We start from the raw sequence: 26347 nt of genomic DNA, 5'->3' as shown, positions 1-26347 counted from the left end.
TTTCGATCTCGGTCAGCAGCAGGCGGGTGTTGTCGTAGCGGTACTTGAGTTGAGAGCCATCGGGGTTGATCCGGCGACTGATCAGGTGCAAGCCATCGGCATATTCATACCGGGTCACACGCCCCAGCTCATCGCGCTCGGCGGTGATTTTTCCGTAGGGGTTGTAGCTCAATTCGCGGGTGGCGCCGCCCGGCATTACCACCTTGATCAGCCGACCCACCGCGTCCCAGTGATACTGGGTCAGGGCGCCATGTTCATCCTCGCGGGCAATCTGCCGGCCCAGGTCGTCATAGCGATAACGCCGCACGCCGCCATTGGGCAGTTGCTCGCCAATCAACTGCCCAAGATCGTTCCACGTCAGGCGCTGGCAGCTGTGGTCCGGGTACCAAACCGCTAAAAGCTGGCCACGCTTGTCATAGCTGTACTCGGTGACATTGCCGTCAGGATCAGTCTGGCGCGTGATCGCGCCCTGATCATTACGCTGGTACTTCCAGACCGCCTCACCCCGGCGCATGACCCGTACGAAGCCATCCTCATACTCGTAGGAGGTAGGCTCGTCATCCCCAGGAAACAGCGCCACCAAGCGCCCAGCCTCGTCGTACTGGTAGGCCGTGATCGCGCCCAGGGGATCCTGTTCAACCGTCAGCCGCCCCTGTGCGTCGTAGGACCTGAAATGCTCGCCGCCATCCGGATCAACCCGCTGCACCAGGCGTGCCCGCGGGTCATGCACGTAAACTTCCTGACTGCCATCGGCGTTAAGCAGGGTGACGCGGCCGTCGTCCCAGCTATAGCGCGTATCCATCTGCGCAAAACTGGCCCAATGCCGCACACAGCGCGCCGCCTTGCCAGACCGTTCCCACTCCCAGAAGAAACTCGCCCCACCGGCCAACTGCCGCTCAGTGATCACCGCAAGGCTGTCGTACTGATAGCGCTCGCTTTCGCCGACGGCATTGATCGCCTCAAGCAGTCGCCACTGTTCGTCATAGCGGTAGGAAACAACGTTCTGCTCGGTAACCCAGGCGTCATCCGATTCGCTTTCCACGCGAAACACCTGGTAGTCCACCGCCACGATATGCCCGCGGTCATAACGCAACAGCAAGGCGCGACCGGCACCGTTATCCAGGCGCAGAATCCGCCCCAAGCCATCGCGGGAAATACCCAGGCGGTTGTCATACCCATCGCTGATCGCCGTCAGCACACCGTCGTGAAAGTGGTAGAAGCGTGCCCCCTGCGCCAGCACCAGTTCATCCGGCGCCGCGCCCAGATAAATCGCCGCTTCAGCCAGGCTATTGCTGATCGCCGGGCGGGCACTGGAGGGCAGGGGAAAGGTGGTGCTGCGGTTCTCATGGTCCGTCCACACCACCGACCCGCCGACCACCTCCAGCCGCTGCGCCAACGAGTGGCTCCAGCCAAAGCCCAACCCGCAATCCACCTCCACGGCACTGGTGCGATACAGGCGCGTCCAGGCAAATGGCAGCACGCCATCCAGTTCGCCATCGGTCAGGGTCAGCAGTTCTTCGCCGGTGACCATGGACACCGGGCAACCGTGGGTCGCGGTTTTATCAGCGCTGGCGGTTGCCTCACCGTTGGGGTTTTTCGCGGAGGAGGGTGCGTCGTCCAACGCCTCTGCCTGCTTGAGCGTGGTATTGCGCCGCGCGCCCCAGTGCATCTGCAGGCCACCCTTTTTCAAGCCGCCAACCACGCCGCGCACAGCCACCGTCTTGTAGCGATCCACCGCCCCCATAAAACGCTTGAGGATGTCGAACACGCCTTTGACGAAGCCCACTGCAACGTCAACCACCTGCTTGCCATACTTCGCCAGACGCAGCCCCAGGTACGCGATCCCGGCACCTTGCAGGGCAATGGTCAGCACCAGCGCAATCAGCAAATCAATGAGCAGCGACACCGCAAACCCGGCAATCACCTCGGCGGTTTTCCCTGCCACCTGGCTGGGCGGCAACGCCGATAACCAGATCATCGCCGTGCGCAACATCAGGTACAGCGCCGCTTCGTCGCTGGCCAGCAACATCGCCTGTTCCATCACCTGCGGCGCTTCGCGCGCCAGGGCTGCCAGCTCGGCGGCCTGGGCGCCAAGGCGTTCGATGTGCTTGGCCGGGTCCTTGAGGATGTCCTGCATCAGTGACAGGCTGTCCCACACCTCGGAAATGGCTGACCAGGTACCGGCCAATATCCCACTGCCAATGGCACTTGACGCCGACACCTGCCAGTGCGGTTTGAACCCCCTCCATTCCTTGCGCAGCCAGGCTTGTAGCTCGGCGGTCAAACTGTCGTAGGACGCAAACAGCGCCTCCACCTGCGCCGCCGAAACCCCGCCCTGTACGCGCACCTGATAGCGCCCACCGGCCGCGCAGTGATGGGCGCCCTTGCCCTGTTCATCCAGTTGGATAAACGTGGAACTGCCGTCCTCCAGGCCAATCACCTGCACCTGGAGATTGCCCAGCGGCACGTCATACACCGACTCGAATTTGCTTTCGATCTTCAGCTCGCCGCCTGCCGGGCACACGGCAACACTGGAAGCAAAGTCGGTGTCGGTCAGGCTTACCGACACCTGGGAATCACCGACCCGCAACACCCGCTCCATGCCCAGCAGCGACGGCAAATCCGTGGCGTGGCTGACCTTGTCCAGGGCCTGCGCGTACCAGCTTGTTACCTGCTGGCGATACAGCGCCAGGCTCTGGTGAAAGCCATCCAGCTCGTATTCGATCAGGTCGATGGGCGATGAATCAGGGGCAGGGGCTGGCATCCATGACGTCTCTGCAAAAGAAAGGCGTCGGAGAATGCCGCAGGAAAAGGGCGCTTGGAGGTGTGGTCTGTTAAATCAGAATGGGCTTACGGACAGGGGGAGTTTTTCAGTTGGAATCGGCGCTTATGCCCACATCAACTAGCGATCAGTCTTAAAGAAAGACACAGGGTTTACGGCTATGGAGCGGCGCGTAATCGCTTGTATAAGGTATTGCGGCTGACCCCCAACTCCCTCGCCAAGTGGGAGATATTGCCGCCGACCGCTGCCAGTCGTTGCTGAAGGTTTTGCCTATCGTCCAGATCGTCCACGACCACCGGCGCGCTGGGTGCGGCTTGCCTCAGGTCGACAAAAAAATCATCCGGCAGGTGCTCGGGGCGAATCGGTTGATCTTCGGCCATGACCAGCGCCACCTGCATTACGCTGCTGACCTGGCGCAGGTTGCCCGGCCAGGGGTGTTGCTCGAATAACGCCAGCACTTCAGCACTGAGCCCGGCCCACTGCGTGGGCTCGCGGTGCTGTTGCCACAGTTGCTTGAACAGCGCCTGCTTGTCACTGCGCTCGCGCAGGGGCGGCAGTTCCAGGGTCAGGCCGCCGATGCGGTAGTACAAATCCTCCCGAAACCGTCCGATCTGCACCTGTTCGCGCAGCGAACGGTTGGTCGCCGAGATAATCCGCAGGTCCACCGGGAATAATTCGCTGCTGCCCACCGGCTGGACGCAGCGCTCCTGCAATACCCGCAGTAGCCGGGCCTGGGTGGGCAAGGGCATGTCACCGATTTCATCGAGAAACAGCGTGCCTTTGTCGGCCTTGCGGATCAGGCCAATGCTGCCTTTTTGATTGGCGCCGGTGAACGCGCCTTTTTCATAGCCAAACAGCTCCGATTCCACCAGCTCCGCCGGAATTGCCGCACAGTTGACCGCGATAAACGCCTGCTGGCTGCGGGAACTGGCCTGGTGCAGGGCTTTGACGAAAACTTCCTTGCCGACACCGGTTTCACCGTGGATCAGCAGCGGAATGTCTTTTTCCAGTAGGCGTTCGGCCTGGCGCACAGCCTTTTCCACGCGGCTGTCGCCAAAGTGCAGGGTCTTGAGGCCGATGGGCGCGGGGGCTGGTTCACTAAAGACCCTGGCCTGCACCGGCGCCTGTTTGGGGCGTTTGAGCAGGCACTGGAAACGGTTGCGCCCCGCAGCCTGCAGGGCAAAGGGCAGGCCTTCGGGCTGGTTGAGCAACTCCAGCAGCGAGACCTTGAACAGGCTGTCGATCATCACCCGCGACAGGCTGATGCCCAGCAAGTTGTCGGCGCGGCGATTGGCTGACAGCACCTGGCCACTTTCATCGAAGATCAGCAGGCCGGCCCATTGGCTGTCGAGGTTGTTCAGGCCGGTGTTGAAGGTCAGTTGGAAGTGTTCGCCGCCAAACAGGTTAAGGATCAGCCGGTTTTCCACGGTCTGGCTCATCATCTTGACCATGCCCAGGGTGTGGGAGGGCGGCAGGTAGCTGTCGCTGGACACATCCAGTACCGCAATGATCTCGCGGTTGGCATCAAAGATCGGCGCGGCTGAACCGGTCATAAAACGGTTGGCCTTGAGGAAGTGTTCGTCATGTTCGATATGCACCGCCTGGGCGCAGGCCAGCGCGGTGCCGATGGCGTTGGTGCCGGTGGCGCGCTCCATCCAACTGGCTCCGGCGTTGAAGCCACGGGCCAGCTTGGGGTCGATAAAGCGTTGGGTGCCCCACGAGGTCAGGACCTGGCCCTGATTGTCGGCCAGCATGATCAGGCAGTTGGAATTGCTGAGGATGTTCTCGTAATAAGGCAGTACTTCCTGGTGGGTGGTCTGGACCAGCGCGTGCTGGCTCTCCAGCAGTTGGCTGATGCCCTCGGCGGGCAGTTGGTCGAAGCTGGGTGCGCTCTGGTGATCCAGGCCGAACGCACGGCAGCGGCGCCAGGAGTCCTGGATGATGGTGTCGTGGGGCAAAAGCGGGGCTGGTGCGGCCATGGCGGCGACCTTCTTTTTATTGTTGTTATGAACCCTATGCAATTCCAATGTGCGAGCGGGCTTGCTCAGTGTTGTTCAGAACTGTTCATTGTCAACCTGGAGGTTGTTCAATTGTTCAGTTGTGAATGTTCATTTCTGTTCAGCACTGAGCAGTGGTTTTGCTCAAGTCTTTGGCAAATCGACGTTTTTTATTATTGGCACGAAACTCGCTCTGCCCCTGGAAGAACAATTCCAATAAGAAAAAGGGCGTGTCATGTCATTGACCCTGGAACATGTGACCCGTGTCGTCGAAGGCCAGACCTGGATCGACGACGCCAACCTGCGCTTTGAAGCCGGTTCTTTCAATGTGTTGCTGGGCCGTACGCTGTCCGGCAAGACCAGCCTGATGCGCCTGATGGCCGGCCTGGACAAGCCTGACAGCGGACGCATCCTGATGAACGGCGTCGACGTCACCCATAAGCCGGTGCGCTTGCGCAATGTGTCGATGGTGTACCAGCAGTTCATCAACTACCCGACCATGACCGTGTTCGAGAACATCGCCTCGCCGCTGCGCCAGGCCGGGGCCTCCAACGAACTGATCCACAGCAAAGTGCTGGAAACCGCGAAGATGCTGCGCATCGAGAAGTTCCTGCAACGTCACCCTCTGGAGCTGTCCGGTGGCCAGCAGCAACGCACGGCGATGGCCCGGGCGCTGGTCAAGGATGCCGAGCTGATTCTGTTCGACGAACCCTTGGTCAATCTGGACTACAAACTGCGCGAAGAGCTGCGTCAGGAAATGCGCGAGCTGTTCAAGGCCCGCAACACCATTGCCATCTATGCCACCACCGAGCCCAACGAGGCACTGGCGCTGGGAGGCACCACCACCATTCTCCACGAAGGCCGGGTGATCCAGAGCGGCAAGGCCGCCGAGGTCTATCACCAACCGCAGACCGTGCTGGCGGCCGAGCTGTTTTCCGAACCGCCGATCAACCTGATGCCGGGGCGCATCAGCGGCAATGAAGTGAGTTTCGCCAGCGACGTGCACTTTCCGTTGAATGTCGACCTGCGCCCCATCGGCGAGGGCGAATTCCGCTTTGGTGTGCGCCCCAGCCATATCAGCCTGGTGCCCAGCAACGACGATGATCTGGAACTGGCAGTAACCGTGGAAGTGGCGGAGATCAGCGGCTCGGAAACCTTCCTGCACGTGCGCAGCGAGCATTTTTTGCTGGTTTTACACCTGCCGGGAGTACACGAGTACGACGTGGATGCGCCGATCCGCATCTATATTCCGACCCATAAACTGTTTGTGTTCGATGGTCAGGGCCGTTTGGTCCAGGCTCCCGGGCGCCGTGTCGCGAGGGTTGCCTGATGGCCGAGATCCATTTGCAGAACCTGGCACATAGCTACAGCCCTACACCCGCCGGGCCTGAAGACTACGCCATTCGCGAAATGAACCACATCTGGGAGCAGGGCGGTGCCTACGCGTTGCTCGGGCCGTCTGGCTGTGGCAAGTCAACCTTGCTCAACATCATCTCCGGCCTGCTCAGCCCTTCGGAAGGCCAGGTGCTGTTCGACAATAAGGTGGTGAATGAGCTGACCCCGGAAAAGCGCAATATCGCCCAGGTTTTCCAGTTCCCGGTGGTCTACGACACCATGACCGTGTTCGATAACCTGGCATTCCCCCTGCGCAACCAGGGCATGGCCGAGGCGAAAGTGCACAGCAAGGTGCAGGAAATTGCTGAAGTGCTCGACCTGCAGAACCTGCTGGGCAAAAAGGCCCGCAACCTGAGTGCCGATGAAAAGCAAAAGGTCTCGATGGGCCGTGGGCTGGTGCGCGATGACGTCTCGGCGATCCTGTTCGACGAGCCGCTGACGGTAATCGACCCGCACCTGAAGTGGAAACTGCGGCGCAAGCTCAAGCAGATCCATGAGCAGTTCAATATCACCATGGTTTACGTCACCCACGATCAGTTGGAGGCCTCGACCTTTGCCGACAAGATCGCGGTGATGTACGGCGGGCAGATTGTGCAGTTCGGCACGCCGCGGGAATTGTTTGAGCGTCCCAGCCATACCTTTGTCGGCTATTTCATCGGCAGCCCAGGGATGAATCTGATTGAAGTGCAGGCCGAAGCTGGTGGGGCGCGGTTTGCCGGGACACATCTGGCGTTGTCCGAGGTGCAGCAGCGGCAGATCGCGGAAAAGGACTACAAAAAACTTCAGGTCGGCATTCGTCCCGAGTTTATCCATGTGTGGGACGAGCCCAATCCTGATGCGTTGCAGGCCGACGTCATGCATATCGAAGACCTGGGCACCTACAAGATCCTGACCCTCAACCTCGACGGCGCGCCGTTGAAAGTACGCCTGGCCGAAGACAAACCGGTACCCGAGGGCCGGGCGTCGATCAGCTTCCCGGCGCAATGGTTGATGGTCTATGCCGATGATTACCTGCTGGAGGCACGGCCATGAACAAGGTGCAGAACAACAAGGCCTGGTGGCTGGTATTGCCGGTGTTCCTGCTGGTGGCGTTCAGCGCGGTGATCCCGATGATGACCGTGGTCAACTACTCGGTGCAGGACATTTTCGACCAGTCCAGCCGCTATTTCGTCGGTGCCGACTGGTACAAGCAAGTGCTGCTGGACCCGCGCCTGCATGACTCGCTGCTGCGCCAGTTCATCTATTCCGCGTGTGTGCTGTTGATCGAGATCCCGCTGGGCATTGCCATTGCCCTGACCATGCCCACCAAAGGCCGCTGGTCGTCCCTGGTGCTGATTGTGATGGCCATCCCGCTGCTGATCCCGTGGAACGTGGTCGGTACCATCTGGCAGATCTTCGGCCGTGCCGATATCGGCCTGCTGGGTTCGAGCCTGAATGCCATGGGCATCAACTACAACTATGCCGCCAACACCATGGACGCCTGGGTCACGGTGCTGGTCATGGATGTGTGGCACTGGACCTCTCTGGTGGCGCTGCTGTGCTACTCCGGGCTGCGGGCCATACCGGATGTGTACTACCAGGCGGCGCGGATTGATCGGGCATCAGCCTGGGCAGTATTCCGACATATCCAGTTGCCCAAGATGAAGAGCGTGCTGCTGATCGCCGTGATGCTGCGCTTCATGGACAGTTTCATGATCTACACCGAGCCGTTTGTCCTGACGGGAGGCGGGCCGGGGAATGCGACGACCTTCCTCAGTCAGACCTTGACCCAGATGGCTATCGGCCAATTCGACCTGGGGCCGGCGGCAGCGTTTTCCCTGGTGTATTTCCTGATCATCCTGTTGGTGTCCTGGCTGTTCTACACCGCCATGACCCACTCCGACGCCAACCGCTGAGGCCGCCAACATGAGCAAGCGCAAGGTCATCCCGCTGCTGATTTACATTCTGTTCCTGCTGGTGCCGATCTACTGGCTGCTGAACATGTCCTTCAAGAGCAACACCGAAATCCTCGGCGGCCTGACGCTGTTTCCGCAGGATTTCACCCTGGCCAACTACAAGGTGATTTTCACCGACCCCAGTTGGTACACCGGGTATCTGAACTCGCTGTACTACGTGAGCCTGAACACCGTGATTTCCCTGACGGTGGCGCTGCCGGCGGCCTACGCGTTTTCGCGCTATCGCTTCCTCGGCGACAAGCACCTGTTCTTCTGGTTGCTGACCAACCGCATGGCGCCACCGGCGGTGTTCCTGTTGCCGTTTTTCCAGTTGTATTCGTCCATCGGCCTGTTCGACACCCATATCGCTGTGGCTCTGGCCCACTGCCTGTTCAACGTGCCGCTGGCGGTGTGGATCCTGGAAGGCTTTATGTCGGGGGTGCCCAAGGAGATCGACGAAACGGCCTACATCGACGGCTATAGTTTTCCGAAGTTTTTCGTGAAGATCTTTATCCCGCTGATTGGCTCGGGGATCGGTGTCACGGCGTTTTTCTGCTTTATGTTTTCCTGGGTCGAACTGCTGCTGGCGCGCACGCTGACGTCTGTGAATGCCAAACCGATTGCCGCCGTGATGACCCGCACCGTGTCAGCGTCCGGGATTGATTGGGGCGTACTGGCGGCCGCCGGGGTGCTGACCATCCTGCCGGGCATGCTGGTGATCTGGTTTGTTCGCAACCATGTGGCCAAGGGCTTTGCCCTTGGCCGGGTCTGAGGAAACGATGATGGAATGGATGGCCTGGACCACCCCAACCGCACTGTTCTTTGCGGCGATTGCCCTGTTGCTGGCGGGCATGACCACGTGGGAGCTGCGTTCGCCGAGCATTCCCCGGCGCGGCTTGTTACCGATCAGCACCACCCGTGGTGATCGTTTGTTTATCGGTCTTCTCGGGAGCGCCTACCTGCATCTGCTGGTGATTGGCGTAACCGGCTGGAGCATCTGGGTGGCGTCCGCGCTGTCTGTGGTGTGGCTGTTGTCTGTGATGCGTTGGGGATAGCCACAGGCATCCCTTTTGATCCCAACCAGGAGGTCTCTATGTTCGATAAAAACAATAAGCTGCGACATAGCATTTCATTGGCCGCTGTCTTGGCCCTCAGTGGCCTGAGTGCTGCGGCCTGGGCTGATGCCTATGAAGATGCCGCGAAAAAATGGATTGGCAGCGAGTTCAAACCGTCCACCCTCACCGAAGCCCAGCAACTTGAAGAGTTGAAGTGGTTTATCAAGGCCGCCGAGCCGTTTCGTGGGATGAAGATCAATGTGGTGTCGGAAACCCTCACCACCCACGAGTACGAATCCAAGGTGCTGGCCAAGGCCTTCAGTGAAATCACCGGGATCAAGCTGACCCACGATCTGCTGCAGGAAGGCGATGTGGTGGAAAAACTGCAGACCCAGATGCAGTCGGACAAGAATATCTATGACGGCTGGGTCAACGATTCCGACCTGATCGGTACGCACTTTCGCTATGGCAAGACCGAATCCATCACCGACCTGATGGCCAATGAAGGCAAGGACTTCACCTCGCCGACCCTGGACCTCAAGGACTTTATCGGCATCTCCTTTACCACTGCGCCGGATGGCAAGATCTACCAGTTGCCCGACCAGCAATTTGCCAACTTGTACTGGTTCCGCGCCGACTGGTTCGAGCGGGCCGATCTCAAGGCCAAGTTCAAGGAAAAGTACGGCTATGAGTTGGGCGTCCCGGTGAACTGGTCGGCCTATGAAGATATCGCCAAGTTCTTCAGCGAAGACGTCAAGGAAATCGACGGCAAACGCGTGTATGGCCATATGGACTACGGCAAGAAGGATCCGTCCCTGGGCTGGCGCTTTACCGATGCCTGGTTCTCCATGGCCGGGGGCGGCGACAAGGGCCTGCCCAACGGCTTGCCGGTGGACGAGTGGGGCATTCGGGTCGAGGACTGCCACCCGGTGGGTTCCAGCGTGACCCGTGGCGGCGATACCAACGGCCCGGCCGCGGTGTTTGCCACGCAGAAATATGTCGACTGGATGCGCGCCTATGCGCCACCGGAAGCGGCGGGCATGACCTTCTCCGAGTCCGGGCCGGTACCGTCCCAGGGCAACATCGCGCAGCAGATTTTCTGGTACACCGCCTTTACCGCCGATATGACCAAGCCGGGTCTGCCGGTGATGAACGCCGATGGCACACCGAAGTGGCGCATGGCACCGTCACCACGCGGTCCGTATTGGGAGGAGGGTATGAAGCTGGGGTATCAGGACGTGGGCTCCTGGACCTTCCTCAAATCCACGCCTGAGAAGCAAAAACTGGCAGCCTGGCTGTATGCGCAGTTCGTCACCTCGAAAACCGTGTCCTTGAAGAAAACCATCGTCGGCCTGACGCCAATCCGCGAATCCGACATCAACTCCCAGGCCATGACTGACCTGGCCCCGAAACTCGGCGGCCTGGTGGAGTTCTATCGCAGCCCGGCGCGGGTGCAATGGACGCCGACCGGCACCAACGTGCCGGATTATCCGCGCCTGGCGCAGCTGTGGTGGAGCCATATCTCGGAAGCCGCCAGCGGCGAGAAAACCCCACAACAGGCGCTGGATGGCCTGGCCAAAGATCAGGACGCCATCATGACGCGCCTGGAGCGCTCCAAGGTGCAGCCGATCTGTGGGCCGAAGATGAACCCCGAGCGCGATGCCCAGTACTGGTTCGACCAGCCGGGTGCACCGAAGCCGAAACTGGCGAACGAAAAGCCCAAGGGTGAAACCGTGAACTATGCCGACTTGCTCAAGTCATGGGAGGCGGCGCGTAAGTGAGGTAGGGCAGATAGCACAACGGCACCGTGAGGTGCCGTTTTTTGTGGTGTCGCTGCTACCGCCATCGCGGGCAAGCCCGCTCCCACATTGATCCGGTTTCATCATGAGAGCACGGTCATGTGTGGGAGCGGGCTTGCCCGCGATGGCGACAGCGGTGGCACCGCATATCTCCCCCCAGAAACGCAAAACGGCACCCAAGGGTGCCGTTCTGTTTACTGCTTGAGCCTAAGCGATCAACCCGCCATCACCGCATGCTGCACCAGGGTGAGCAACGGTTGTGGGTAGACACCCAGGAAGAACGCCAGCAGGGCAATGGCCAGCAGCATCACGCCACCGGCTTTTTGCTCCCAGTGCAGCTCGGCGTCCACACGGCGCAGGTTTGGCTCGATCAGGTACAGGGTGACCATCACGCGCAGGTAGTAGAACACGCCGATGGCGCTGCCCAGTACCAGCGAGGCCACCAGCCACCATTCGTGGGCTTCAACACCGGTCGCGACGATGTAGAACTTGCCGATAAAGCCGGCGGTCAGCGGGATACCGGCCAGGGACAGCATCATCACGGTCAGCACGGCGGTCAGGTACGGACGGCGCCAGAACAGGCCGCGGTATTCGTACAGGGCGTCGGCGTCACGGCCTTTGTAAGGCGAGGACATCAGGGTGATGACGCCGAACGCACCGAGGCTGGTGATCACGTAGGTGACCAGGTACACGCCGATGGCTTCCACGGCCAGACCCTTGCTCGCCACCAGGGCGATCAGCAGGTAGCCGAAGTGGGCGATGGACGAGTAACCCAGCAGACGCTTGAGGTTGTTCTGGGTCAGGGCCAGCAGGTTACCGAACAGGATCGACGCAATGGCGATCACGGTCAGCACGTCGCTGAGTACGCCGGTGTTGGCGGCAGGGGAGATCTGGAACAGACGCACCATCACCGCAAACACTGCAACCTTCGACGCAGTAGCCAGGAACGCGGCTACCGGCGCCGGGGCGCCTTCGTACACGTCCGGGGTCCACAGGTGGAACGGTACCAGCGACAGCTTGAACGCCAGGCCGATCAGCATCATGGCCAGGCCCAGTTGGGCAAGCGGCGCAGGCATGCTGGTGGTGGCCAGTGCGTGGCCGATACCGCTGAAGCTCAGGCTGCCGGCTTCGGCGTAGAGCAGGGCCATACCGAACAACAGGAACGCGGAACCGGCGGCCGACAGCACCATGTACTTGATGCCGGCTTCCAGGGAGCGCTTGTTGAAGAAGGCGTAGGCCACCAGGCCGTAGGTCGGGATCGACAGCAGTTCCAGGCCGATGAACAAACCGGCCAGGTGCTGCGCGCTGACCAGCACGATACCGCCGGCCGCAGCCAGCAGGATCAGCAGGTACAGCTCTTCGCGGTTGCCCGGGTAGCCGGTGCCGCCTTCGCCGAGGTAAGCGTGGGCGAGGGTGACGCAGGCCAGTGTCGCAACCAGGATCAACGCGGTGTACAGCAGCGCGAAGTCATCGATCATCACCAGCGGGGTCACCGCCAGTGGGGCGACCTTGAGTGCCGGGATAATCGACAGCAAGGCCAAGTTCAGACCTGCGGTAGACAGCAGGAACGTCTGTGAGTGATTGCGGCGCCAGGCGATTGCCAGCATCACCACCACAATGGTGAGGCTGGTAATCAGCAGCGGCGCAAGCGCGATAAAGTGTTGGATCGTGAATTCCATAGCGCTCTTACCGGGCCGAAGCGAGTTGAGTGAAGGCGGTGCTCAACCACTGCTGCACGCCATGCATCGTGGCGGCAGAGGTGTCGAGGAACGGTTGCGGATACACGCCGATATACACCAGCAATGCCGCAAGGCCGAGCACCATGATCAGTTCGCGAGCATCCATCCCTTTGAGGACAGCGTCCGACTTGGTCGGGCCGAAGTAGGCGCGGTGGATCATGATCAGCGAGTAGACCGAGCCGAACACCAGGCCGGAGGTGGCAATCGCGGTGATCCATGGCGCACTGACGAAGCTGCCCATCAGGATCAGGAACTCGCCGACAAAGTTACCGGTGCCCGGCAAGCCCAGGGAGGCGGCTGCAAAGAACAGGCTGATCGCCGGCAGGTAGGCGATACGCGACCAGATGCCGCCCATTTCACGCATGTCACGGGTGTGCAGGCGCTCGTACAGTTGGCCACTGAGGATAAACAGTGCGGCTGCCGAAACACCGTGAGCCAGCATCTGGATCACCGCGCCTTGCAACGCCAGCTGGCTGCCGGAGTAGATGCCGATCAGTACGAAACCCATGTGGGAAACGGACGAGAAGGCAATCAGACGCTTGATGTCGGTTTGTGCGAAGGCCAGGAACGCGCCGTAGAAGATCCCGATCAGACCCAGGGTCATGGCAATCGGCGCGAACTCGGCCGAAGCATTCGGGAACAGCGGCAGGGCGAAACGCAGCAGGCCGTAGGCCGCCGTCTTCAACAGGATACCGGCCAGGTCCACGGAACCTGCGGTGGGTGCCTGGGCGTGAGCGTCAGGCAACCAGGAGTGGAACGGTACCACTGGCAGCTTCACCGCGAAGGCGATGAAGAAACCGAGCATGAGAATGTACTCGGTGGTCATCGACATCTTGGTTTTCAACAGGTCGGCGTAGTTGAAGGTAATCACGCCGGTGTTGTTGAAGTTGACCAGGACCAGGCCCAGGATCGCCACCAACATGATCAGGCCGGAAGCCTGGGTGAAGATGAAGAACTTGGTCGCCGCGTAGATCCGGGTTTTCTTGCCGTCCGAAGAACTGTGACCCCAGAGCGCGATGAGGAAGTACATCGGCACCAGCATCATTTCCCAGAAGAAGAAGAACATGAACAGGTCCAGCGCAAGGAACACGCCGACAACGCCGCCCAGGATCCACATCAGGTTCAGGTGGAAGAAGCCCACGTGACGCTCGATTTCTTTCCAGGAGCAGAGTACCGAGAGGATACCCAGCAGGCCGGTCAGCAGGATCATCAACAGCGACAGGCCATCGAGGGCCAGGTGCACGTTGATGCCGAAGCGTTCGATCCAGACGTGCTTGAATTCAAGCGCGAAGGTTGGATCGACACCCGGTGCCGGAGCAAATGAATAGTCGCCATGGGCCCACAGCCAGAGGCCGAGTGCGAGTTCCAGGGACATGGTCAGCAACGCAATCCAGCGGGGCAGGGTAGCGCCGAAGCGCTCGCCCATCCAGCAGAGCAGGCCGCCGATAAAAGGGATCAGGATTAGCCAGGGCAGAATCATGACGGGCTCGTTTCCTTTCGCAAGTTCGCAAAGTTCATATCAGACCGCTACCACTACGATGGCGCCGATCACCAGCACGGCACCGGCCGCCATGGAAGCTGCATACCAACGCAATTGGCCGGTCTCGGTGCGGCTCAGGGCGGTGTGACCGGCCTTGGCGGCACGCGGGATCAAACCAATGGTCTGGTCGAGCGGGTCTTTGCGCAGTACATGGCTGATCGCAAGGTAAGGCTTGACGAACAGTTTGTCGTAGATCCAGTCGAAGCCCCAGGCAGCGAACCACCAGGCCGAAAGGAAGCGGCCAACGCCACTGTTGGCCACGGCAGTGACGAAGCGACGCTTGCCGAGGAACAACATGGCCGCCAGCAGGATACCGGCGATGGCGATGGCGCCCGAGGCGATTTCCAGGCTGTGCTTGGCGTCGCCGCCGGCATGCCCGACGCTTTGTGGCAGTACGCCAGCCAGTGGCGGGGTGATCATGGCGCCGACGAAGGTCGACAGGATGATCAGCACCGACAGTGGCAGCCAGTGGGAAATGCCGTGACCTGCGTGGGCTTCGGTCTTGGCTTCACCGTGGAACGTGATGAAGATCAGGCGGAAGGTGTACAGCGAGGTCATGAATGCGCCAACCAGACCGGCGTACAGCAGGCCTTGGTTACCGCTGGCAAAGGCTTCCCAGAGGATTTCGTCTTTGGAGTAGAAACCTGCGGTCACCAGTGGCAGGGCTGCAAGCGCCGCGCCGCCGACGATGAAGCTGGCGTAGGCCAATGGCAGTTTCTTCCACAGGCCGCCCATCTTGAAGATGTTCTGCTCGTGGTGGCAGGCAACGATCACCGCACCGGACGCAAGGAACAGCAGGGCCTTGAAGAAGGCGTGGGTCATCAGGTGGAAGATCGCGCCGTCCCAAGCGCCGACGCCCAGGGCCAGGAACATGTAGCCGATCTGGCTCATGGTCGAGTAAGCGAGGATCCGCTTGATGTCGGTCTGCACCAGCGCGGCGAAGCCGGCCAGCACCAGGGTCACGCCACCCACCAGGCCCACCAGGTGCAGGATTTCCGGCGCCAGGGTGAACAGGCCGTGGGTACGGGCGATCAGGTAGACACCGGCGGTCACCATGGTGGCGGCGTGGATCAGTGCCGAAACCGGGGTAGGACCGGCCATGGCGTCTGCCAGCCAGGTTTGCAGTGGCAGTTGTGCCGACTTACCGACAGCGCCGCCCAGCAGCATCAGGGTTGCCAGGGTGATCCAGAAGTCGCCGACCTGGAATTTCTGCGGTGCCAGCACCAGCAGTTCCTGGATATTCAGCGTGCCCACCTGTTGGAACAGGATGAACAGGCCGATGGCCATGAACACGTCGCCGATCCGGGTCACGACAAACGCCTTGAGTGCCGCGTTACCGTTGTTGCGGTTGCTGTAGTAGAAACCGATCAACAGGTACGAGCACAGGCCCACGCCTTCCCAGCCGAAGTACAGGAACAACAGGTTATCGCCCAGCACCAGGAACAGCATGCTGGCGATAAACAGGTTGGTGTAGGCGAAGAAGCGCGAGTAACCGGCCTCACCGCGCATGTACCAGGACGCGAACAGGTGGATCAGGAAGCCCACGCCCACCACCACGCCGAGCATGGTGATCGACAGGCCGTCGACGTAGAGGGCGAAGTCAGGCTTGAAGCCTTCGACCGCCATCCACTGCCACAGCACCAGGGTGTAGTGACCCGCTTCTGGTGGCGCAACGTTGAATTGCCAGATGACGTAGGCGGCGACAATCGCCGACAGGCCAATGGAACCCACGCCGACCAGGGCCGAGAGGTTTTCCGACCAGCGTCCACGGGAGAACGACAGCAGCAGGAAACCGATCAGGGGAAATACGAAAGTCAGAAAGATCATGTTCATCCGCGCATCTCACTGGCAGCGTCGATATCAAGCGTGTGGAAGCGACGATACAGTTGCAGCAGGATCGCCAGGCCAATACTGGCCTCGGCGGCTGCCAGGCTGATCACCAGGATGAACATCACTTGCCCATCCGGCTGGCCCCAACGCGCACCCGCCACGATGAAGGCCAGTGCAGCAGCGTTCATCATGATTTCCAGGCTCATCAACACGAACAGAATGTTACGGCGAACCATCAGGCCGACCAGGCCAAGGCAGAACAGGATGCCGGCGACCGCCAGACCATGCTCCAAAGGGATAGCAGGCATCGTCATTGCTCCTTGGCTTCGTTGCGGCCCAAGTGGAAGGCAGTGATGGCTGCAGCGAGCAGCAGCATCGAAGCCAGTTCGACCACCAGCAGGTACGGGCCGAACAGGCTGATGCCCACGGCCTTGGCGTCTACGGTGGTGTGGCCGATGGCCTGGCCGCTCTGGTGAGCGAACAGTACATACAGCAGTTCAGCCAGCAGCAGCGCTGCCAGGATCACCGGGCCAAGCCAGATGCCGGGCTTGAGCCAGACGCGCTCCTGGGCGACCGAAGCCGGCCCCAGGTTGAGCATCATCACCACAAACACGAACAGCACCATGATGGCGCCAGCGTAGGCGATCACTTCCAGGACACCGGCAAACGGTGCGCCGAGGCTGAAAAAGGTCATGGCCACGGCGATCAGCGAAATGATCAGGTAGAGCAGGGCGTGCACGGGGTTGGTGTTGGTGATCACGCGAAGCGTGGACACCACTGCAATACCCGATGCGAAATAGAAAGCGAATTCCATCTTTCTTCCTTAAGGCAGCAAGCTCTTCACGTTGATCGGCTCGGCTTCGTTTTGTGCGGCGCCTTTGGGCTTACCGGCAACGGCCATACCTGCAACACGATAGAAGTTGTAATCAGGGTTTTTACCGGGACCAGAGATCAACAGATCTTCTTTCTCGTACACCAGGTCCTGACGTTTGAACTCGGCCATTTCGAAATCCGGTGTCAGCTGGATTGCGGTGGTCGGGCAAGCTTCCTCGCAGAGGCCGCAGAAAATGCAGCGCGAGAAGTTGATGCGGAAGAAGTCCGGGTACCAGCGACCGTCTTCGGTTTCAGCTTTCTGCAGGGAGATACAGCCAACCGGGCACGCCACGGCGCACAGGTTGCAGGCTACGCAACGCTCTTCGCCATCGGGGTCGCGGGTCAGTACGATACGGCCGCGATAACGCGGCGGCAGGTACACCGCTTCTTCCGGGTATTGCAGGGTGTCGCGTTTGCGAAAGCCATGGCCGAAAACCATCACCAGGCTTCGCAACTGGGTACCGGTACCCTTAACGATGTCGCCAATATATTTGAACATGGGTCAAATCCTCACTGAACCGCGCCCGCTGGCGTGTTCAACAACACAACGGCAGCAGTCACCAGCAAATTGATCAGGGTCAGCGGCAGGCAGAAGCGCCAGCTGAAATCCATCACCTGGTCGTATCGTGGACGCGGAATGGAAGCGCGCAGCAGGATAAACAACATGATGAAGAACGCGGTCTTGAGGAAGAACCAGAAGAACGCCAACTGCGGCAGGATGCCGAACGGACCGTGCCAGCCGCCGAAGAACAGCGTGACCAGCAGGGCCGAGATCAAGATGATGCCGATGTACTCACCGACGAAGAACATGCCCCATTTCATGCCGGCATATTCAATGTGGTAACCGTCGGCCAGTTCCTGTTCCGCTTCGGGCTGGTCGAAAGGGTGACGGTGAGTCACGGCCACGCCAGCGATGAAGAAGGTACAGAAGCCGAAGAACTGCGGAATGATGAACCACAGGTTCTGTGCCTGGTACTCGACGATGTCGCGCATGTTGAACGAGCCCACCTGCACCACGATGCCCATCAGCGCCAGGCCCATGAACACTTCGTAGGACACAGTCTGGGCCGAGGCCCGCAAGCTGCCCAGCAGGGCGAACTTGTTGTTACTGGCCCAGCCGGCGAACAGCACCGCGTAGACCGACAGACCGGCCATGGCGAAGAAGAACAGCAAGCCGATGTTCAGGTCCGCCACGCCCCAGGTCGGGGTGATCGGGATGATCGCGAAGGCGATCAGCAAGGCGCTCATGGCCACGACCGGTGCCAGGGTGAAGATCACCTTGTCGGCAAACGGCGGGGTCCAGTCTTCCTTGAAGAACATTTTCAGCATGTCGGCAGCGATCTGGAACATACCAAATGGGCCAACGCGGTTCGGACCGTAACGGTCCTGCCACCAGCCCAGCAGGCGACGTTCGACGAAGCTGAGCAGGGCGCCCGCGACGACCACGGCCAACAGGATCACGATGGCCTTGACGACCGAGATGATCACGTCGATCACTTCAGGGGTGAACCAGGTCATTGCGCTGCCTCCTGCAGACCGTCAACGGTTTGGCCAAAGATCGCAGGAGGAATCCCGGCGAGGCCTTTTGGCAGTGCAACCAGGCCAGCACCCAGCTCGTCGTTGATGCGCAGCGGCAGACGCAGGGTCTGGCCGGCTACGTTCACGCTGAGTAGGGCACCATCGTTGACGCCCAGGCGATCGGCTTCGGACTTGGCCACGGACACGTAGGCTTGTGGAATGCGCTCTTGCACCGGTGCGGCTTTGGAAGAGGTCTCTTCGCTGCCGAACAGGTGGAAGAACGGCACAACCTGCCAGGTGCCCTGGGCCGGGTTGAACGGACGCGGTACTGCAGCGAACCAGTTCAGCGAATCGCCGGTGCTTTCGATCAGGCGGGTGCCCGGGTCGCCAGCGCGGATATGACCACCGACTTCGTCCTGGAACTTGTTCCAGGCCTGCGGCGAGTTCCAGCCCGGCGACCAGGCAAATGGCACCTGCTGACGGGGCTCGACCGAACCCGAGTAGCCTTCCATGGAGAAGGCGAACGCGGTGTCGTTGTCTTGCGGGGTACGCGGTTCGTGCACGCTGATATCAGCGCGCATGGCGGTACGCCCGGAGTAACGCAGCGGTTCACGGGCCAGCTTCATGCCCTTGATGCGGAACGCGGCGGACGGTGCGGCATCGACGATACGCGCCAACTGCGGTGCGCTCGCGGCGACGGCTGCGGTGACGTGGTCGAGCTGGGTCCAGTCGATCGGCTGGTTCAGCAGGGTTGCGCGCAGGGCATGCAGCCAGCGCCAGCCTTCGTGAACCAGGATGCTGGCGTCCATGTACTTTGGATCGAACACCTGGAAGAAGCGCTGGGCGCGGCCTTCCTGGCTGACCAGGGTCCCGTCGCCTTCGGCGAAGGTGGCGGCTGGCAGCACCAGGTGGGCGCGGTCGCTGGTGGCGGTCTTCTGGTGATCGGCAACGATCAGCACTTTGGCAGCATTCAGCGCTGCATCGACCTTGGTCGCATCGGTGCGGGTGTACAGGTCGTTTTCCAGTACCACGATGGCGTCCGCAGTGCCGTCGATCACGGCTTGCAGGGCACTGTCCAGGGACTCGCCACCGAGCATGGCCAGGCCAAGGCTGTTGGCTTCCGGCACGACCAGGCTGATGGAGCCGTTCTTCTCGCGCAGCTTCAAGGCTTTGGCGATGTTGGCGGCGGCCTCGATCAGCGCCTTGGAACCCAGCGAGGTACCGGCAATGATCAGTGGACGCTTGGCCGCCAGCAGGGCATCGGCGATGCGCTGGGCCAGGGCTGCAGCTTCTGCGTCCAGGCCTTCGACGGCAGGGGCGCTGGCGTCGAGGGCGTGGGCCACGGCGAAACCGATGCGAGCCAGGTCGTCGGGTGCTGCGTGCACGCATTCTTCGGCGATATCGTCGAGCTTGGTTTCAGCCAGGCTGGCGATAAACAGCGGGTTCAGCGCGTGCTGGCCGATGTTTTTCACCGCGGCGTCGAGCCACGGCTGGACGCGCATGGCGTCGGCCATTTCTTCGGCCTTGCCTTTGACCGACTGGCGCAGCGACAGGGCGATACGTGCGGCGGTCTGGGTCAGGTCTTCACCGAGCACGAAAATCGCGTCGTGGTCTTCGATGTCGCGCATGTTCGGTACTGGCAGCGGGCTGTCATTGAGCACTTGCAGGACCAGGCGAATGCGCTCCAGCTCACCGGCTTCAATACCGCTGTAGAAGTGCTCGGCGCCTACCAGCTCGCGCAACGCGTAGTTGCTTTCGAGGCTGGCGCGTGGCGAACCGATACCCACGATGTTGCGCCCGCGCAGCAGGTCAGCGGCTTTATCCAGCGCCGCGTCCAGGCTCAGCTTGGCGCCATCGGCCAGCAATGGCTGGCGAGGGCGGTCTTCGCGGTTGACGTAGCCATAGCCGAAACGGCCACGGTCGCACAGGAAGTACTGGTTGACCGAACCGTTGAAGCGGTTTTCGATGCGACGCAGTTCGCCGTAGCGCTCGCCCGGGGAGATGTTGCAACCGCTGGAGCAGCCATGGCAGATGCTCGGCGAGAACTGCATGTCCCACTTGCGGTTGTAGCGCTCGGAGTGGGTCTTGTCGGTAAACACACCGGTCGGGCAGACCTCGGTGAGGTTGCCGGAGAACTCGCTTTCGAGCACGCCGTCTTCAACGCGACCGAAGTACACGTTGTCGTGGGCGCCGAATACGCCCAGGTCGGTGCCGCCGGCGTAGTCTTTATAGAAGCGCACGCAGCGATAGCAGGCGATGCAGCGGTTCATTTCGTGGGAAATGAACGGGCCGAGGTCCTGGTTCTGGTGGGTACGCTTGGTGAAGCGATAACGGCGCTCGTTGTGGCCGGTCATCACCGTCATATCTTGCAGGTGGCAGTGACCGCCTTCCTCACAGACCGGGCAGTCGTGGGGGTGGTTGGTCATCAGCCATTCGACAACGCTGGCGCGGAACGCCTTGGATTCATCATCGTCGATGGAAATCCAGGTGTTGTCGGTGGCCGGCGTCATGCAGGACATAACGATACGACCACGGGTGTCGTTTTCGTCGGTGTACTGCTTGACCGCACACTGGCGACAGGCACCGACGCTACCAAGCGCGGGGTGCCAGCAGAAATAAGGGATGTCGAGGCCTAGTGACAGACACGCCTGTAACAGGTTGTCCGCCCCATCGACTTCGAGCGCTTTGCCGTCTACGTGGATAGTGGCCATGGTTCAAAGTTCTTCGTTGGCCCGTTGTCAGCGGGCGTGGCTAATGGAATCTTGTTATTCATGTGCATCAACACAGCCTTCAAGGCGTCAGCACATGACAAGGCGAAGGGCACGGACCCTTCGCCTATTGAAGCGTTACGCGCCGACTACGATCGGCTTTGCCAGAGGCGGGACGGCGGCGCTTTTGGGCGCGATGCCGGCTTCGAACTCCGAGCGGAAGTACTTGATTGCGCTGCCCAGTGGCTCCACGGCGCCCGGTGCGTGAGCACAGAAGGTCTTGCCCGGGCCGAGGAAACCCACGAGGCCCAGCAGGGTCTCGATATCCCCCGGCTGGCCTTCGCCTTTCTCGATCGCCATCAGGAGCTTGACGCTCCATGGCAAGCCATCGCGGCACGGGGTGCAGAAGCCACAGGATTCGCGAGCGAAGAACTGCTCCATGTTGCGCAGCAGCGAGACCATGTTCACGGTGTTGTCCACCGCCATCGCCAGGCCGGTACCCATCCGGGTGCCCACCTTGCCGATGCCGCCGGCATACATCTGTGCGTCGAGGTGCTCGGGCAACAGGAAACCGGTGCCGGCGCCGCCTGGCTGCCAGGCCTTGAGGGTGTAGCCGTCGCGCATGCCGCCGGCGTAGTCCTCGAACAGCTCACGGGCGGTCACGCCGAATGGCAGTTCCCACAGGCCAGGGTTCTTGACCTTGCCGGAGAAGCCCATGAGCTTGGTGCCCATGTCTTCGCTGCCTTCGCGGGCCAGGGATTTGTACCAGTCCACGCCGTCGGCGATGATCGCCGGCACGTTGCACAGGGTCTCGACGTTGTTCACGCACGTAGGCTTGCCCCATACGCCAACGGCGGCAGGGAAGGGCGGCTTGGAGCGTGGGTTGGCGCGGCGGCCTTCGAGGGAGTTGATCAGGGCGGTTTCTTCACCGCAGATATAACGCCCGGCGCCGGTATGCACGAACAGTTCGAAGTCAAAACCCGAACCGAGGATGTTCTTGCCCAACAGGCCTGCGGCCTTGGCTTCGGCCACGGCACGGTTCAGGTGCTTGGCGGCGGTGGTGTATTCGCCACGCAGGAAGATGTAGCCCCGGTAGGTTTTCAGCGCACGGGCACTGATCAGCATGCCTTCGATCAGCAGATGGGGCAGTTGCTCCATCAGCATGCGGTCTTTCCAGGTGTTGGGCTCCATCTCATCCGCGTTGCACAGCAGGTAACGGATGTTGATGGATTCGTCTTTAGGCATCAGGCCCCACTTCACACCCGTGGGGAAGCCTGCACCACCGCGACCTTTAAGGCCTGCGTCCTTCACGGTCTGGACGATATCGTCCTGGGCCATGTCGGCAAAGGCTTTGCGCGCTGCGGCGTAACCGTTCTTGGCCTGGTACTCGTCAAGCCATACCGCCTCGCCGTCGTCACGCAGGCGCCAGGTCAGCGGGTGAGTCTCGGCCGAACGCTTGATCAGGTTGGCGGGACCAAAGGAAGTCAGGGTCATGGGTAGCCCTCGAGCAATTGGGTGACGCCAGCAGCCTGGACGTCGCCGAATGTGTCGTCGTCGATCATCAACGCCGGCGCCTTGTCACAGTTGCCCAGGCAGCACACCGGCAGCAGCGTGAAGCGACCGTCTGCAGTGGTTTGGCCCAGGCCGATGCCCAGCTTGCTCTGGATCGCGTCGACCACCGACTCGTGGCCACCGATGTAGCAGACCATGCTGTCGCACACGCGAATGATGTGGCGGCCGACCGGCTGGCGGAAGATCTGGCTGTAGAACGTCGCCACGCCTTCCACATCGCTGGCCGGGATGCCGAGGATCTCGCCGATGGCGTAGAGGGCACCGTCGGGCACCCAGCCACGTTCCTTCTGGACGATCTTCAAGGCTTCGATCGACGCCGCGCGCGGGTCTTCGTAGTGATGCAGCTCGTGCTCGATGGCCGAGCGCTCGGTTTCACTCAAGGTGAAACGGTCTGTCTGGATAAGCGTGCTGTTCATGCTTAGCGGTCCACGTCGGCCATAACGAAATCGATACTACCCAGGTACGCAATCAAGTCCGCGACCATCTCGCCTTTGATCACCGAAGGGATCTGCTGCAAGTGGGCAAAGCTTGGGGTACGAATCCGGGTGCGGTAGCTCATGGTGCCGCCATCGCTCGTCAGGTAATAACTGTTGATACCCTTGGTCGCTTCAATCATCTGGAAGGACTCGTTGGCCGGCATGACCGGGCCCCACGAGACTTGCAGGAAGTGCGTGATCAGGGTTTCGATGTGCTGCAGGGTGCGCTCTTTAGGCGGCGGCGTGGTCAGCGGGTGATCCGCCTTGTACGGGCCGGCCGGCATGTTGCGCATGCACTGCTCGATGATTTTCAGGCTCTGGCGCATTTCTTCGACGCGCACGATGCAACGGTCGTAGGCATCGCCGTTGGCCGCCAGCGGGACTTCGAACTCGAAGTTCTCGTAGCCGGAGTACGGGCGCGCCTTGCGCAGGTCGAAATCGCAACCGGTGGAACGCAGGCCAGCACCGGTGACGCCCCATTCCAGGGCCTCCTTGGTGTTGTACTGGGCGACGCCGATGGTCCGGCCCTTGAGGATGCTGTTATCCAGCGCAGCCTTTTGGTACTCGTCCAGACGCTTGGGCATCCAGTCGATGAATTCCTTGACCAGGCGCTCCCAGCCGTTCGGCAGGTCGTGGGCCACACCGCCGATGCGGTACCAGGCCGGGTGCAGGCGGAAGCCGGTGATGGCTTCGATGACCTTGTACGCACGCTGACGGTCGGTGAAGGTGAAGAACACCGGGGTCATGGCGCCGACGTCCTGGATATAGGTACCCAGGAACAGCAGGTGGCTGGTGATCCGGAAGAACTCGGCCATCATGATGCGGATGGTGTCGACGCGGTCCGGAACCTTGATCCCGGCCAGCTTCTCGACCGAGAGCACGTACGGCAGGTTGTTCATCACGCCGCCGAGGTAGTCGATACGGTCGGTGTACGGGATGAAGCTGTGCCAGGACTGGCGTTCGGCCATTTTCTCGGCACCACGGTGGTGGTAGCCGATGTCCGGTACGCAGTCGACGATTTCTTCGCCGTCCAGTTGCAGGATGATGCGGAAGGCACCGTGGGCCGAAGGGTGGTTCGGGCCCAGGTTGAGGAACATGTAGTCCTCGTTGGTGCCGGAGCGTTTCATGCCCCAGTCTTCCGGACGGAAGCGCGCCGCTTCTTCTTCAAGCTGTTGCTTGGCCAGGTTGAGGCTGAACGGATCGAATTCGGTGGCGCGGGCAGGGAAGTCCTTGCGCAGCGGGTGACCTTCCCAGGTTGGCGGCATCATGATGCGCGTCAAGTGCGGGTGGCCCGGGAAGTCGATGCCGAACATGTCCCAGACTTCGCGTTCGTACCAGCTGGCGTTCGGCCAGATACCGGTCACGGTCGGGATGCTCAGGTCGCTTTCCGACAGGGCGACCTTGATCATCACGTCGCTGTTACGTTCCAGCGACATCAGGTGATAGAACACGGTGAAATCAGCGCCGCTCGGCAGCCCCTGGCGCTTGGTGCGCAGACGCTCGTCCACGCCATGCAGGTCATAGAGCATGACGTACGGCTTGGGCAGGTTGCGCAGGAAGGTCAGGACTTCGACGAACTTGGCACGCGCCACCCACAGCACCGGCATACCGGTGCGTGTGGCCTGGGCAGTGAAGGCGTCAGGGCCAAAACGGTTATTGAGTTCGACGACCACATCCTGGTCGTCTGCCTTATAAGGCGGGATGTACAGAGCACTGCCTGTAGTCATGGTTTTTTATCGCTTTCGGTCAACGTAAAGAATGAAGCCAGGTTTTCGTTCTATAAAAGAAGCGGTTCTGGATCAGACTTCGTCGGGGCTGCGCAGGTTGGTGACTGCGATTCGCTGTTCGCGGCGCTGTTCCTTTTGTGACGGCATCTCGGCGCGGTACACGCCTTGATCGCCGACAACCCAGGATAGTGGGCGACGCTCCTTGCCAATCGACTCCTGCAGCAGCATCAAGCCTTGCAGGAAAGCTTCAGGGCGGGGCGGGCAGCCAGGCACGTAGACGTCCACGGGCAGGAACTTGTCGACCCCCTGAACCACGGAGTAGATGTCGTACATGCCACCGGAGTTGGCGCACGAACCCATGGAGATAACCCACTTCGGCTCGAGCATTTGCTCGTAGAGACGCTGGATGATCGGCGCCATCTTGATAAAGCAGGTACCGGCGATAACCATGAAATCCGCCTGACGCGGCGATGCCCGGATAACCTCGGCGCCAAAGCGCGCGATGTCGTGGGGCGCCGTGAAGGCGGTGGTCATTTCCACGTAGCAGCACGAAAGGCCGAAGTTGTACGGCCACAGGGAGTTCTTACGCCCCCAGTTGACCGCGCCACTCAGCACGTCTTCCAGCTTGCCCATGTAGATGTTTTTGTGGACTTGGTCTTCTAACGGATCGGAGACGGTTTCCCGCTCGCCGATGGGGTACTGATCGTTAGGAGCATCCGGGTCGATCCTGGTGAGATTGTATTGCATCGCCAAAGCCTCATTGTTTCAGCTTCGCTTGCCGCTTGCGACGAGCTTCCGGAGCCCAGTCAAGGGCGCCCACTCGGAACAGGTAGACAAGACCTGCCAACAGAATTGCTATGAAAACGAGAGCTTCGACGAATCCGGTCCAGCCGCTTTCGCGGACGGACACAGACCAGGCAAAGAGAAAGAGGGCTTCGATATCGAAGATCACGAACAGCATCGCGACCAGATAGAATTTGGCTGAGAGCCGCAAGCGGGCGCCACCTGTAGGTAGCATGCCGGACTCGAACGGTTCGTTTTTGCTGCGGCCCCAGGCTTTTGACCCGAGGAGGCTGGAAACACCGAGCATGAAGGCGCAGAGGCCGACAACACCGAGGAGGAAAATGGCAAAGCCCCAGTTGTGGGCCATGAGTCCTGTCGCTTCGGTCATGCTGGAAATCCTTAACAGAGAGCAAAGGTCTCTGAGCTCGAAAAAGTAACGACGCAGTGACGATATGTCGCAGCGCAATCAATCGCGGTGATTTTATGGCTAAACACCTAGCAAGTAAAATTCCTGTGGCTAAATTATTCGCTGAAATAAGGACATAGTGCACCTTTGTGGGGCTGTAGCCCAGACGCTGCGGGCATTAGCTTGATTTTAATCAATTGTGTTTTGTTTAGG

At 60.7% G+C, this 26347-nt stretch carries 21 protein-coding genes; 6 read left to right on the top strand and 15 right to left on the bottom strand.

Going from position 1 to position 26347, the window contains the following annotated elements; translation table 11 throughout:
• Both HBR94_RS04995 and HBR94_RS04990 read right to left on the bottom strand, forming a co-directional pair.
• A partial coding sequence (locus HBR94_RS04995; RefSeq protein ID WP_170044292.1) for a DUF6531 domain-containing protein occupies positions 1-2764 on the bottom strand: 2764 nt, incomplete at its 3' end.
• 176 nt (positions 2765-2940) lie between these two features.
• Positions 2941-4761: a sigma-54-dependent Fis family transcriptional regulator gene (locus HBR94_RS04990; protein ID WP_115128483.1), complete on the bottom strand. Its 1821-nt coding sequence runs from the start codon at positions 4759-4761 to the stop codon at positions 2941-2943.
• Between the two features lie 253 nt (positions 4762-5014).
• Here HBR94_RS04990 and HBR94_RS04985 point away from each other — a divergent pair, with 253 nt between their 5' ends.
• From HBR94_RS04985 to HBR94_RS04960, 6 genes are read left to right on the top strand one after another with little or no spacing between them, the layout of a single operon-like run.
• On the top strand, positions 5015-6109 hold the full coding sequence (locus HBR94_RS04985; RefSeq protein ID WP_057445261.1) for an ABC transporter ATP-binding protein: 1095 nt from the start codon (positions 5015-5017) through the stop codon (positions 6107-6109).
• Positions 6109-7206 carry an ABC transporter ATP-binding protein gene (locus HBR94_RS04980; protein WP_115128482.1) on the top strand — a complete coding sequence of 366 codons (1098 nt, stop codon included), beginning with the start codon at positions 6109-6111 and terminating at the stop codon, positions 7204-7206. The genes HBR94_RS04985 and HBR94_RS04980 overlap by 1 nt, the downstream gene beginning before the upstream one ends.
• Positions 7203-8069 (top strand): sugar ABC transporter permease, encoded by an 867-nt coding sequence (locus HBR94_RS04975; RefSeq protein ID WP_057441394.1) that lies wholly within the window; start codon positions 7203-7205, stop codon positions 8067-8069. Before HBR94_RS04980 ends, HBR94_RS04975 begins: the two co-directional genes overlap by 4 nt.
• Before the next feature lie 10 nt (positions 8070-8079).
• Positions 8080-8880, top strand: a complete 801-nt coding sequence (locus tag HBR94_RS04970) for a carbohydrate ABC transporter permease (protein ID WP_017735079.1) — start codon at positions 8080-8082, stop codon at positions 8878-8880.
• Between the two features lie 10 nt (positions 8881-8890).
• The gene (locus tag HBR94_RS04965) at positions 8891-9163 is read left to right on the top strand and encodes a DUF2160 domain-containing protein (protein WP_029293327.1); all 273 of its coding nucleotides are present in this window, start codon (positions 8891-8893) and stop codon (positions 9161-9163) included.
• A 38-nt stretch (positions 9164-9201) separates the two neighbouring features.
• Positions 9202-10944 (top strand): ABC transporter substrate-binding protein, encoded by a 1743-nt coding sequence (locus tag HBR94_RS04960; RefSeq protein ID WP_029293329.1) that lies wholly within the window; start codon positions 9202-9204, stop codon positions 10942-10944.
• A 233-nt stretch (positions 10945-11177) separates the two neighbouring features.
• Here the strand turns inward: HBR94_RS04960 and nuoN are convergent, their stop codons facing one another.
• From nuoN to HBR94_RS04895, 13 genes are all read right to left on the bottom strand, one after another.
• Positions 11178-12641 (bottom strand): NADH-quinone oxidoreductase subunit NuoN, encoded by a 1464-nt coding sequence (nuoN, locus tag HBR94_RS04955; RefSeq protein WP_057441395.1) that lies wholly within the window; start codon positions 12639-12641, stop codon positions 11178-11180.
• A 7-nt stretch (positions 12642-12648) separates the two neighbouring features.
• Positions 12649-14181: an NADH-quinone oxidoreductase subunit M gene (nuoM, locus tag HBR94_RS04950; protein ID WP_057445263.1), complete on the bottom strand. Its 1533-nt coding sequence runs from the start codon at positions 14179-14181 to the stop codon at positions 12649-12651.
• A gap of 39 nt (positions 14182-14220) precedes the next feature.
• A complete protein-coding gene (gene nuoL / locus HBR94_RS04945; protein WP_170044291.1) occupies positions 14221-16074 on the bottom strand; it encodes an NADH-quinone oxidoreductase subunit L in 1854 nt (617 codons plus the stop codon).
• Positions 16071-16379 carry an NADH-quinone oxidoreductase subunit NuoK gene (nuoK, locus tag HBR94_RS04940; protein WP_003174727.1) on the bottom strand — a complete coding sequence of 103 codons (309 nt, stop codon included), beginning with the start codon at positions 16377-16379 and terminating at the stop codon, positions 16071-16073. Before nuoK ends, nuoL begins: the two co-directional genes overlap by 4 nt.
• A 2-nt stretch (positions 16380-16381) precedes the next feature.
• Positions 16382-16885 carry an NADH-quinone oxidoreductase subunit J gene (gene nuoJ, locus HBR94_RS04935; RefSeq protein WP_017476146.1) on the bottom strand — a complete coding sequence of 168 codons (504 nt, stop codon included), beginning with the start codon at positions 16883-16885 and terminating at the stop codon, positions 16382-16384.
• Between the two features lie 9 nt (positions 16886-16894).
• On the bottom strand, positions 16895-17443 hold the full coding sequence (nuoI, locus tag HBR94_RS04930; protein ID WP_003174725.1) for an NADH-quinone oxidoreductase subunit NuoI: 549 nt from the start codon (positions 17441-17443) through the stop codon (positions 16895-16897).
• Positions 17444-17454: 11 nt separating this feature from the next.
• On the bottom strand, positions 17455-18462 hold the full coding sequence (gene nuoH, locus HBR94_RS04925; protein ID WP_017737147.1) for an NADH-quinone oxidoreductase subunit NuoH: 1008 nt from the start codon (positions 18460-18462) through the stop codon (positions 17455-17457).
• Positions 18459-21173, bottom strand: a complete 2715-nt coding sequence (nuoG, locus tag HBR94_RS04920) for an NADH-quinone oxidoreductase subunit NuoG (protein ID WP_057960016.1) — start codon at positions 21171-21173, stop codon at positions 18459-18461. The genes nuoH and nuoG overlap by 4 nt, the downstream gene beginning before the upstream one ends.
• A gap of 135 nt (positions 21174-21308) precedes the next feature.
• On the bottom strand, positions 21309-22664 hold the full coding sequence (nuoF, locus tag HBR94_RS04915; RefSeq protein WP_057441397.1) for an NADH-quinone oxidoreductase subunit NuoF: 1356 nt from the start codon (positions 22662-22664) through the stop codon (positions 21309-21311).
• Positions 22661-23158, bottom strand: a complete 498-nt coding sequence (nuoE, locus tag HBR94_RS04910) for an NADH-quinone oxidoreductase subunit NuoE (protein WP_057441399.1) — start codon at positions 23156-23158, stop codon at positions 22661-22663. The genes nuoF and nuoE overlap by 4 nt, the downstream gene beginning before the upstream one ends.
• A gap of 2 nt (positions 23159-23160) precedes the next feature.
• Entirely contained in the window at positions 23161-24945 is a 1785-nt protein-coding gene (nuoC, locus tag HBR94_RS04905; protein ID WP_170044290.1) for an NADH-quinone oxidoreductase subunit C/D, read from the bottom strand.
• A gap of 72 nt (positions 24946-25017) precedes the next feature.
• Positions 25018-25692: an NADH-quinone oxidoreductase subunit B gene (locus tag HBR94_RS04900; protein ID WP_012724951.1), complete on the bottom strand. Its 675-nt coding sequence runs from the start codon at positions 25690-25692 to the stop codon at positions 25018-25020.
• A 10-nt stretch (positions 25693-25702) separates the two neighbouring features.
• Positions 25703-26116 carry an NADH-quinone oxidoreductase subunit A gene (locus tag HBR94_RS04895; RefSeq protein ID WP_003219575.1) on the bottom strand — a complete coding sequence of 138 codons (414 nt, stop codon included), beginning with the start codon at positions 26114-26116 and terminating at the stop codon, positions 25703-25705.
• Positions 26117-26347 lie beyond the last annotated feature (231 nt).

The sequence above is a fragment of the Pseudomonas sp. WS 5412 genome (genome assembly GCF_012985615.1).
Lineage (GTDB): Bacteria > Pseudomonadota > Gammaproteobacteria > Pseudomonadales > Pseudomonadaceae > Aquipseudomonas > Aquipseudomonas shahriarae.
This window is presented reverse-complemented; position numbering and strand designations above follow the sequence as displayed.